Genomic DNA, 11,567 nt, shown 5'->3' with positions numbered 1-11,567 from the left:
CTTCCAGTCATTCATGACAGCAGTAATTTTGAAAAAGATTATCTAAGAAATAAAATAAGACTGGATTTGATGGATTGTCTGCATGAGATCTTTCCAGATGGGCCGGCCTCCTTGCTGCGCCTGGGGGATGAAACCTCTTCAGTTTTAAATCATTATAATTTATTATTGGAGGATTTGTGTCCCTGGTCAAATATCAACCGGACATGGGTCTGTAGAGAAGAAGATTTTTTGAAACTTCCCTTTGTGAGCAGAAGGAATGTCGTTATAAAGCGGATGAATCATCTGGTCGGATCAGGGGATGCCGACAAGAGGATTCCCCGTAACTTCTTTTCTCCCCTGGAAGACCTGGGGGTCAAAAAGAAAATCATCCTCAAAGGTCGGGGTATTCTTTTCTCTAGGAAGAAGGGGGCTCTAGTTCTGGAAAAGGAAAAAAAAATAGAGGAATGTACACGGTTTTTCTTCTATTTGACTCCTCATAATTCCTATCAGGCGGAACATTTTTCCCTTGAAATCAGAGCTGATCGAGACATTTTTCCGGGTGACCCCATCATCCCATTGCCCGCTGGTGTAGATTCTCTGCTTATCAGATCCCCCGGATCGCAGACTGAGGCAGGAGATTATTCAAAGGATAAAAATGAATGCCTCAGCATTCTAAACAACGGAAAGAATGTTCTATCGGTTCTGAATTCTAGAGGAAAGAGTCTTTATTCCGGGACAAAATACGAAAAAAAATTGGAAAATGGCGGTTGTACTAATCATCTATGTGTTATAATTATATTTAGAGGTGAGTATGCCCCAGGATGATAAAAATAACAACGAAGACTTTAATTTCAATTTTAATAATAACAGAACATCGCTGATATTTCTGGGCATTCTGACTCTGTTCTTCATGTTTTACATCTCTTTCTCTAATCAGACCGAGTTGAATGAAATCCCTTATTCCAAGTTCCTTCAATATGTAAATAATGGCATGATCTATGATGTTCAGATTCTGGATCAGAGTGAGATTCTCGGACGATATGTCAATACCACTGATTCAGAGAAAAGCGGTCTTTCCTTTAAGACAACAATACCCTATTACGATGAGAATCTGATGGGCCTTCTTATCGATAAAGGGGTCAGCATCAAAGGGGGAGGCAGGACTGTTTCCCCGGCTGTTGTCATTTTACAGATGCTGCCCTGGGTCGTCAGTTTTCTTTTTATCTGGTGGATGTTCAAGAGTCTTCAGGGAGGCGGTTCTAAGGCCTTCAGCTTCGGAAAGAGCAAGGCGAAACGCTATGATCTGGGAAAAGATAGTATTACCTTTGAAGATGTTGCCGGTCTGGAAGAGTCTAAATATGAACTCATGGAAGTTGTTGATTTTCTCAAGCATCCAGAAAAATTTACGAATATCGGAGCTAAAATTCCCAAGGGAGTTCTCCTCGTCGGTAATCCCGGTACGGGGAAGACAATGCTTGCCAAGGCCGTGGCCGGAGAAGCCGCTGTTCCCTTCTTTCATATGTCAGGATCGGATTTTGTGGAAATGTTTGTAGGAGTTGGAGCCAGTCGTGTCCGCGATTTGTTTGAACAGGGGCGCAAGAATGCACCGTGTATACTGTTTATAGATGAAATTGATGCCGTTGGTCGAACCAGAGGTGCCGGTTACGGAGGGGGCCATGATGAGCGGGAGCAGACTCTCAATCAGCTCCTTGTAGAAATGGATGGTTTTAATACTGAATCTGCTGTCATTATCATTGCTGCCACAAATCGTCCGGATGTACTTGATCCTGCTCTGCTTCGTCCTGGACGATTTGACCGTCAGGTTGTGGTTGACATGCCGGACGTGAAAGAAAGGGAATCCATCATTAAAATTCATGCCAGGCGGATTTGTCTTTCTCCCGATGTAGATTTATTGGTTGTTGCCAGGGCCACACCGGGTAGTTCCGGGGCCAATCTTGCCAATCTTGTAAATGAAGCGGCTCTATTTGCCGCCCGCAGGGGGTCCAAAGTCGTTGAACATCAGGATTTTGAGGAAGCCCGGGATAAAGTCATGATGGGAGTGGCCAGAAAATCCAGAATCATGACAGCCCATGAACGGGAAATGACGGCCTATCATGAAGCTGGTCATACACTTCTGCATTATTTTCTGGAGTTCGCTGATCCTGTTCATAAGGTGACAATTATTCCCCGCGGGAGATCCCTGGGGGTCACTTTTTCTCTGCCGGAACAGGATCAGTTCTCTATAAGCCGGTCGTGGATTGAAGATCGTATATGTATATGTTACGGTGGCTATGTGGCTGAAGAAATTATTTATCATGTGACTACCACGGGAGCCAAGAATGATATTGATCAGGCAACTGCTTTGGCAAAAAAAATGGTGTGTGAGTGGGGTATGAGCAGCAAAATCGGACCTATTGCACTGGGAAATGATGATGAACCGATTTTTATCGGGAAAGAGATTGCTCAACATAAGGATTATTCAGATGAAACAGCCTCCCTCATTGACAGTGAAGTCAGAAGGATACTGAACGTTAATCTTGGCCGGGCTCGAACCGTAATTCAGGAGAATAAAAATAAACTTGAAACAATCACACGTAATCTGCTTGAGGAAGAAACTCTTGACGATCGTCAGATCAGAAAACTTCTCGGTCCGGAATTCACAAAAAATGAAGCGTAATTAAAAAGTGAAAAAACTTACAATTGCATCAATTCTTCTTTTCCTCGGTACTCTTGTATCACTGTCTTCCCTGGATCAGGACAAGGACATGGCTCGTTTATTCGCCCGCCATGCCTGGCATGCCTATTCCAATGACAAGGGAAGAGTATTCTCGGATCTGACTCTCCGAGGATTGGAATATGATGACCTGAATCCAGACCTTTTGAGCTTTCGCGGTCTTGAAGCCAGGAAGGCAGGAAGATATTCAGAAGCGGCAGAATGGTTTTCGAAGGCTTATACCTGCGGATTCCAAGCGGAACAGGTGAGTACTAAAAATATTCTGGGTTGGTTGTTCGAAGTTGATTTCCGTTTAGGAAATGATGAGGTCCTTTTATCCCGATTCTTCACAATAAATGATTTGATGAAAGATGATCCTGATATCCAGTTTTATACCGTTCTTGCTGCCTATCGTCTGGGAAACAAAGACATGGCCATGGAACTGGCAGCCGGAGGGGTTGACCGCTACCAGGATCAAAGATTTCTTATTCTTTTATCCTCCTGGTCTGACGGTTCCTATTATCCAGGAATTCTATCGGAATACATCCAACGCCAGGGTATACTCTATCCAGACTTGATGGCACAGACAATCCTCTCTCCTTTGTGTAGAAATGCAGCTTCCCTGGCATCTCTCTATCTTGAACAGTACAATGATTTGAACAGCTGGTATTTCCGGGAGTTCCTGTTTCATATCCCCTCTAATCCGGAATCTATTCCTGATTTTTCAGACAGCCAGAGAATCTGGCCCCTGGTCTCATTGCAGAAATATATTCAAATGAATCCGGATATGGGGCATTTGATGAATCATATCAGTCAAATTGCATTAGACAGTACAGGGGATGGGATTGCCGATTTTTTTATGGAAAAATCTGGAAATCAAGTGGAATGGAAACTGGATCCTGACCAGGATGGAATCATTGATTCCACATTGATCTGGGATGAAACGGATCATCTCATCTCCATCATCTATCAGGATGCCTACACGATGACCCATGAGTTGTATTATTATGAGTATCCCTACATTGACAAGATAATCCTCCGCGGAGAAAACAGAAATTTAAGAGAATACCGATATTTACCAGGAAGTTTTGATCATTCCCTGACCGAGAGTTCTGAGAATTTGCATGTGACCCTTCTGCTGCATCCTGAGGATCTATCCCTGGATTATTTTCCCGAGTCTGAGATTCTAAAAAATAGTTTTTCACTCATTGATTCTGTAACAACTCCCAGAGTCAGTCCTTTCAGAGATTATACTGTGGTCTCGGGGATGATCCGGCGATTCCGGGAAGACTCCAATTTTGACGGGCAATTTGACCGTATTGTATTATTGAGAGACTGGTTGCCCTTTGAGGGTTACCGGGATATCGATGGTGATGGGGAGTTCGATCTTAAAGAAAAATATGTATCGGGACGCTTTGTCGGCTTTGAATATGAAGGTGAAGAGAGTCGTATGGAAGAGATTCAGGACTTATGGAATAGAAAACGCTATCAGCTTTGGGATTTTTCCAAAGACGGATTTTATAATGCATTATTGGAACAAAAAAAAGATGGCTCATGGGACGAAACAATTCTTGATAATAAACCAGGTAAGCAATGAATAAAATAGGCAGCATATTGTTACTCTTTCTTTTCATGATGATCACTGCCTTGACCTCATGTGTCAGTACAGAAAAGATCAAGTTGGAAGATCTTTCACCTTATGATAGAAACAGTAGAATTCAGGAACAGATCCTGACACTACTGGATGAAAAAAAACCGACTGAAGCACTTCAGTGGATTTATTTTTATAAGAATGATGGAAATCCACAGGATGTTGAACTTGATTTTCTTCAGCTTGAAAATCAGGCTCTAGAGGATATGAATCTGCAATTGAAAGATTCAATAGATCAGCGGAACTACCGGAAAGCCCTGTCTCTTGTCAATTCACTTTCTGTTCTTGGACAAACTCAACTTGTCGAATCGACTCTTGAAATTTCCCGGATAAGAACTGAATACATTAAAAATCTTCTGGAATTTGAAAATACCGGTGCGGCAGCTGGAATGATATCACTTGGTTTTGTCAATCCTGATGATCTGAGTGATGATGATCTGAATTATCTTGAAGACCGGTTTTTGCGAGGTGAAAACAAGAAAGCTCTTTCAATAGTTGTCAAAGAACAAGTCAAAAGAGGAATAGATACTCAGGAATTAACCGAGGAATTTCTTTCCCGTCCTGTGAGGATGGAAGACCTCCTCAAGGGAACTGGGACTGTTTGGGTTGATAAAGGTCTGCGTCTTGACCGCGGAGTCGGGTATCCCGACCGCAGCATAGGAAGTGGCTTTTTTATCGATAAAGACGGTTATATTCTGACAAACTATCATGTTATTGAAAGCGAGGTAAATCCGGAATACAAGGGCTATTCCCGTCTTTTTATCAAGCTCTCAGATGAGAGAGGCGAAAAAATTCCAGCCAGGGTTATCGGCTGGGACAGACACTTTGATATTGCCCTTTTAAAGACTGAAATTGAAGCACCCTATGTGTTTTCTTTCTCCGGGGCGGATCAGTTCAAACTGGGGGAGCAGATTTTTGCCATTGGATCTCCTGGGGGTCTGAATAATACGATTACATCAGGAACTGTTTCTGCCGTCGGCAGGCCTCTTCAGACCATGGGTGAATCTATTCAAATCGATGTTCCCATTAATCCGGGAAACAGTGGCGGTCCTCTCATGAATAGCGATTCAGAGGTCAACGGCATTGTTTTTGCCGGCATCACTGATTTTGAGGGTGTGAATTTTGCCATTGACGGCGAATATGTTAAAAATCTCCTTCCCTCACTCTATGAGGGAGGAGCGTTAACCCACTCCTGGATCGGGGTCGGGGGTTACCAGAATTTTGACGGTTTGGAAGCCATATACATTATGCCTGATTCTCCCGCTTCTAAACTGGGGATGAAACGGGGAGACCGCATCCTGTCTGTCAATGGACACAGTGTAAAGAAGAATCAGGATGTCCGGGACCTTCTCCTGGGAGTCGTCCCTGGAACGATGATTGATCTTGAATGGAAATCCGGAGATACTCTTAAAAAATCCACCCTGACTCTGGCAGAAAGACCAGATATACCCTTCAAGGATGCTGTCAAGGTGGATACACGGGAAAATCTCATTCCACCCATGTTCGGAATGGTTTTGTCTCAGGTATCCAAATCCCAGTATACCGTTAAAAAAGTATATACAGGTGGTGGTGCCGACGAAGCCAGCATCTCCAGCAATGATGTAATCATACTGAAAAAATGGGTGGTTAATGAAAAAGACGGTTTTGTTTTGATGCAGTTCATATTCAAGGGAGTCAAGGCTGGATATCTCGAGAGTGCCGTGCAACTCGGAGCCGGATTGGAATCTGCTATCTTCTTCTGATGATTGAAGAAACTATGAATTTCGTATATATTTCTCTAACATGAAATACGAACAGGACAAAATCCGAAATTTTTGCATTATTGCTCATATAGACCACGGTAAATCTACTCTGGCTGACCGTTTTCTTCAAAAATGTCATTCCGTATCTGACCGCGACTTTAAGGAGCAGATGCTCGATTCAATGGATATTGAGAGAGAGCGGGGGATAACTATCAAATCCCAGGCCGTTACCATTGAATTCAATTCTGAAGATGGCAATATTTATCAGCTCAATCTGGTAGATACTCCCGGGCATGTGGACTTCTCCTATGAAGTTTCGAGAGCCATTTCTGCCTGTGAAGGAGCCCTCCTGCTGGTAGATGCCTCTCAGGGTGTCGAGGCTCAGACTCTATCCAATATGTATATGGCTCTTGATCATGATCTTGATATCGTTCCCGTTGTGAATAAGATGGACCTCCCCAGTGCTGATCTCGAGCGCGTTTCCGCTCAGATTGAACATGATCTGGGGCTGGAACGTGAGATGATTTATCCCGTTTCTGCCAAGACTGGCAAGAATGTTGATGAACTAATTGAAGGTCTGATCAAGTGGATTCCTGCTCCGGGAGGATCTCCTGCAAATCCTTTGAAATGCCTTATCTTTGACTCTCATTATGATGCCTATAGAGGTGTCGTTATTCATATCCGTCTTTTTGAAGGAACCATCAAGTCTGGGGATGAAATCCTTATCATGTCGAACAATAGCAAATATAAGGTGGAAGAAGTCGGAACCTTCAAGCTGAGACTCATTCCTCAAAAAGACCTGAAGGCTGGTCAGGTAGGATACATCATTGCCGGAATCAAGAATATTTCGGATATCCGTGTTGGTGATACGATTACCCTCAATGGTAAGCCCTGTTCAGAGGCCCTCTCGGGGTTCAGAGAGGTGAAGCCTGTTGTTTTCTCTTCCATATATCCCGTTGATACAAATCAGTATGAAGAGCTTTTATCAGCCATTGATAAATTGAGATTGAATGATGCTTCTCTCGTTTATGAAAAAGATGCTTCTGCGGCATTAGGATTCGGATTCCGCTGTGGATTTCTGGGACTACTTCATCTGGAAGTTGTTCAGGAAAGGCTCGAAAGAGAATTTGGCCTCAATATTGTGCTGACCTCTCCATCTGTCCGTTACAGGATTACAGGTCAGGGAGGAGATGTATACTATCTTGATAATCCTGCTGAATATCCTGATCCCGGGATAATCGAGATGACTGAGGAGCCATATATCCAGGCGGCTATCATTACACCAACAGATTTTCTTGGATCGATAATGACCCTTTGTATGGGGAAACGCGGTATCCAGACCAGCTTGAATTATCTGGATGAAAAACGGGTTGAAATAAAGTTTGATATGCCCCTGGCGGAAGTTCTCTTTGATTTTTATGACAAATTGAAATCAATCAGTAAGGGTTATGCCTCTTTTGATTATGAGTTCATCGGATTTAAAGTAACAAATCTGGTAAAGTTGGATATACTCATTAATGGCGATAAGGTTGATGCTCTGTCACAGCTTGTATTCAAGGATAATGCCTATGACAGAGGCCGCATTGTCTGCAAAAAGCTGAAGCAGGAAATAACAAGACAACAGTTCAAGATTGCCATTCAGGCTGCCATCGGTAATACGGTTATCTCCAGAGAAACAATCAGTGCTCTCAGGAAAGACGTCACTTCAAAATGTTACGGTGGTGATATTTCCAGAAAGAGAAAGCTTTTAGAGAAACAGAAAGAGGGTAAGAAAAGGATGAAAATGGTAGGAAACGTAGAGCTTCCCCAGTCTGCATTTCTTGCTGTTCTTAAGACGAGCGATAATGACTGATTGATATTTATGAAAGGCGTCTGAGAAGGTCTCTGGCTTCCCTGATCACTCTGAACAGGAAGGCCGGGTCTGTATTCGGCAGCTGATTTCTATCTGGAAAATGAAAGTATAAATAATCACATTCAAAAATGAGAGGAAGGATTTCTTCCTCTTTTTTATTCCTGTTTATAATATCATCCCATAGAGAAATCAGATCTTTTAACCTTTTCTTTTCGGATTCTCTGAATTTTGAAAGTCTAGACCTTTTATCCTCTTGATTCGAGCTATTTTCCCCGTGGATCTCCCGGTACTCAGATTTTATCATGCATCTAAATTCTTCACCATTGATGGAAGGAATGGACATTTTTAAGCCCATTTCAGCCAAATCAAAGACTCTGTTCTCCATGGTTGTGCTCAGATCTTCCAATTGTCTTCCATAGCTTTCCAATATACTGTTTGTCACAAATCCCTTCACCTTTCCCAGGGAGGGATAAGAGGGTCTGCTCTTGGAGAAGGAGTACCAGACATCCCCCTTCAGTCGCCCTTCTTTCAGACGGCACCAGTCATGGAAAGGTGTCTCACAGGCATGTGTCTTTCCTTCCCTATAGGAAAAATCCAGACCGGTTATAAACACCTTGGAATTTGTAATTTCTCCTGCCAGATAGAGTGCCGCTACTCCTACGGAGCCCAGAGGCGGTATCTCACTGGGAAGGAGTTCTGCCGATCTGAGTCTTTTGTGAAGTGCCGTTTCTTCGAAAGAGGAGGAAAATATATAGTGATTGCACTCTTTTTGCCTCAAAGTGGGAGGGTAGGCTGTTATATCAGAAAAAATATCAATACTGCGGTTTTGCAGAGTGTAAAAATCTTTCAGGTTGTAGAATTGTGCTTCAAGATTGACCACACCGTCAGGGATAATGTCATTTCGGACGAGAGCCTGAAGGGCCGTATCAACGCAGAGAAGATAGAGGGAGTCTCTGTATTCCTTAATCAGGGGAATCGTCTTTTCCAGTGATTCTCCAGCACCTGTTAAAAGCACTGGTTTCTCAGTATGGAATTCTTTAATATCCATTTGACCCAGAAATCCAAAATTATCTATAAGATTCTTAATCCATAGTGGTCCCATCCGGGCCATGGTCAGTCTGTTCTGCCAGTAATTTTTCATAAAATGCTGAACCGTAGAAAAAAGGGCATCATATCTAATTTTATTCAGACTATAGCCGCCGTTAAGAGGCAGAAGAGTACAGTGACGGTAATGACCCTTTTGAACCCTTCTGAAGAGCTCATAAAGCTGCCCTGAGCTTTCAATACGATAAGATTGATACCTGGTTTCCTGTTTCAGTATTTCCTGCTGGTGGCCCGCAGTGACGGCCATCAGATCCTGGTCTGTTTCTATGCCTATAACTATGGAGGTCGAGGGCATTCTGCTTATAAATGAAAAAATCCCATACCCCAGAAGCGGGGATGGGATTATATAGATGCAGTTTTCCTGTAAGATCGCCTTTGAAGCTGCCTTCAGGGCAGAAGCTGAGGGAGCATACCTGGAATAAAGGGATTTTCCCTGACACAGTATATTGTCTTCTCCATTAGAAGCCTGTGTCAGGCTGACCCTTGCATCCATATTCGATCTCAGGATTCTGTAAATACCCGATTATAGGTAGATGTAAAATTATCTTTGAACTTGGGAGAAGCCATGAAAATGTTTTGCAGCTGGCTCTGTTTGTATTGAGAAAGCTCATTTCCCAGTTCTGTACGGATGTAATCCTTATATTCATCGGGATAGCTGAATCCTTTCTGTTCTTCAAGAAGTGAAAAAACCACGACACTTCTGTCCAGAACCATGGGTTGTGAAGTTTCACCGGGTGTTTTTAAGACAAATACTTTTTCAAAGAACTCATCGCTGAAAGCGGCGGCACTGAGGAGGCTGCTGTCTTTTTTATTTCCGGGGCTGTTGACAATAAAAGGAACACTCCCATAAACCGGAGCGATAAATCCTGTTTCTCCACTCTCAGATCCGAATTGGGCTGCGGCTTCACTCAGATTGCTGGTATGAGCAAGAAGGGCCATTTCTTCAGCCTTTCCCATCAGAAAATCTTCGATGATACCGACTTCTTCTCTTTCCATGTAGGATCGGATGGTTGAAATCAGTGCAACAGAACTGAAATCAGGACTGGTTGCTGCCGTTTCTGCCATAAAAATGTACCAGCTGCCATCCGAATTGATCAGGGTGCTGTGTGTTCCACTGGCTAATGACATGACAGAACTTGCCTGTTCTTCATTCAGAAAAGACAGAAGAGTATATTTAAAGGTAGATCCCATGGTTCCGCCGTCTTCAGCATAGGAATCTTTGGAATAGGTCTTGGCTAGATCTTCAAAAGACTGTTCACCTGCTTCCAGTTTTTTCAGGATTGTGGCTGCTTCGTCTTCTTTCGATTTTATCGTTATCCTTTTCAGGGATATTTCTTCAAAAAGTTTGGCATTTTCATTTCCATAGGCTTTGATCTGCTCTTCGGGAAAAGAAGAGTAGGGAAAGCTGGCGTAGGCAAAGTTTTTTTCAGGGTTTCCCATATCCAGAAGGAAATCCATCATCTGGGACGACCTTTTCTGGTTGTAAATAGTATCAAGATAATAGGTTTGTACTGTTAGATCCTCTGCAAGAGAGGTTCTGATCTCCTTGAGTCTGGTCGCTGTGGTGTTCAAATATGCAGTTTCATCAAAACGGTTGTTACTGCTGAACATACCACTCTCGACGATCCCGCGGTCGATGCGTGTGGAAGACACATTCATACCGGACACATTCATCTCTTCAAGAATTGCGGTACGAACAACTGTCTGATTGAAAGCAGAACGCCAGATCAACTGTCGAAGGAAATCTACGTTTCCTGTACCACCCATGGAGTCTCTGTACATATTGTTAACTGATTCAACCTGCTGAGAAAAATAATTTCCCTGCTTGAAGCTAATCATTTTCCCACCATATTTTCCAAAAACCATTGAGCCGCTATTTCTGCTTGAACCGGCCATGGCAGGGACTAATACAAAACTGATTATGGTGAAAACCAGTATAACGATCGTTCCAGTCATCAATTTTTTCTGACGTTTGCGGGATTTATCATTCCTTTCTTTCTCAGAATTTGAAATGGTTGAAACTTTTTTTTCCATTTGAGACATAAGTCGTCCTTATAACTATATTAATTATTGAAAGCAACGAAAAATTACCATGAAAGGGTATACCTGTCAACTTAGTAGATAGAGGAATCGTATCAGTAATAATGGTGTTTTGATATCTAGTACTTTTTTAATAAAATACTATATTCATAACCTTCTTTCCTGCAGGTGTTGACAATCAGTCTTGAGATCGTTAAAGTACGCCATTGAACGGAGGCGTAGCGAAGTTGGTTATCGCGCCGGCCTGTCAAGCCGGAGATCGCGGGTTCGAGGCCCGTCGCTTCCGCAAAAAAATGGAAATGCCCTTGCGAAAGGGCATTTCCTTTCTTTATTTCGGGCTGTAGCGCAGAGGCTAGCGCGCGCCGTTCGGGACGGTGAGGCCGGAGGTTCAAATCCTCTCAGCACTCAAGGGATTATCCTAAGTGATGGCTGTAAATATTATTGAAGACATATTTGGTCAGGAGAAAAAAAATGTCGGGGTGAGAG

The 11,567-nt window shown here is 43.0% G+C and carries 7 protein-coding genes and 2 tRNA genes; 7 read left to right on the top strand and 2 right to left on the bottom strand.

The window, feature by feature from the left end:
• The 5 genes from PF479_RS17750 to lepA form a co-directional block, all read left to right on the top strand.
• The coding region (locus PF479_RS17750) for a hypothetical protein (protein ID WP_298009463.1) at positions 1 to 804 on the top strand (804 nt) is incomplete at its 5' end.
• On the top strand, positions 791 to 2,656 hold the full coding sequence (gene ftsH, locus PF479_RS17745; RefSeq protein WP_298009460.1) for an ATP-dependent zinc metalloprotease FtsH: 1,866 nt from the start codon (positions 791 to 793) through the stop codon (positions 2,654 to 2,656). The genes PF479_RS17750 and ftsH, both read left to right, overlap by 14 nt.
• A 7-nt stretch (positions 2,657 to 2,663) precedes the next feature.
• Positions 2,664 to 4,289: a hypothetical protein gene (locus PF479_RS17740; protein ID WP_298009457.1), complete on the top strand. Its 1,626-nt coding sequence runs from the start codon at positions 2,664 to 2,666 to the stop codon at positions 4,287 to 4,289.
• A complete protein-coding gene (locus PF479_RS17735) occupies positions 4,286 to 6,085 on the top strand; it encodes a trypsin-like peptidase domain-containing protein (RefSeq protein ID WP_298009454.1) in 1,800 nt (599 codons plus the stop codon). The genes PF479_RS17740 and PF479_RS17735 overlap by 4 nt, the downstream gene beginning before the upstream one ends.
• Positions 6,086 to 6,125: 40 nt before the next feature.
• Positions 6,126 to 7,937 carry a translation elongation factor 4 gene (gene lepA / locus PF479_RS17730; RefSeq protein ID WP_298009451.1) on the top strand — a complete coding sequence of 604 codons (1,812 nt, stop codon included), beginning with the start codon at positions 6,126 to 6,128 and terminating at the stop codon, positions 7,935 to 7,937.
• 7 nt (positions 7,938 to 7,944) lie between these two features.
• Here the strand turns inward: lepA and PF479_RS17725 are convergent, their stop codons facing one another.
• A complete protein-coding gene (locus PF479_RS17725) occupies positions 7,945 to 9,534 on the bottom strand; it encodes a 6-hydroxymethylpterin diphosphokinase MptE-like protein (RefSeq protein ID WP_298009447.1) in 1,590 nt (529 codons plus the stop codon).
• An 8-nt stretch (positions 9,535 to 9,542) separates the two neighbouring features.
• A complete protein-coding gene (locus PF479_RS17720) occupies positions 9,543 to 11,084 on the bottom strand; it encodes a peptidylprolyl isomerase (RefSeq protein ID WP_298009444.1) in 1,542 nt (513 codons plus the stop codon).
• A 209-nt stretch (positions 11,085 to 11,293) separates the two neighbouring features.
• Between PF479_RS17720 and PF479_RS17715 the strand changes: the two genes are divergently transcribed.
• Both PF479_RS17715 and PF479_RS17710 read left to right on the top strand, forming a co-directional pair.
• Positions 11,294 to 11,367, top strand: a tRNA-Asp gene (locus PF479_RS17715).
• A gap of 51 nt (positions 11,368 to 11,418) precedes the next feature.
• Positions 11,419 to 11,485: transfer RNA gene (locus tag PF479_RS17710), tRNA-Pro, on the top strand.
• The last annotated feature ends 82 nt before the right edge of the window (positions 11,486 to 11,567 follow it).

This window comes from Oceanispirochaeta sp. (genome assembly GCF_027859075.1).
Lineage (GTDB): Bacteria > Spirochaetota > Spirochaetia > DSM-2461 > DSM-2461 > Oceanispirochaeta.
The sequence above is the reverse complement of the archived record's forward strand: the minus strand, read 5'-3'. Positions and strand labels throughout refer to the sequence as shown.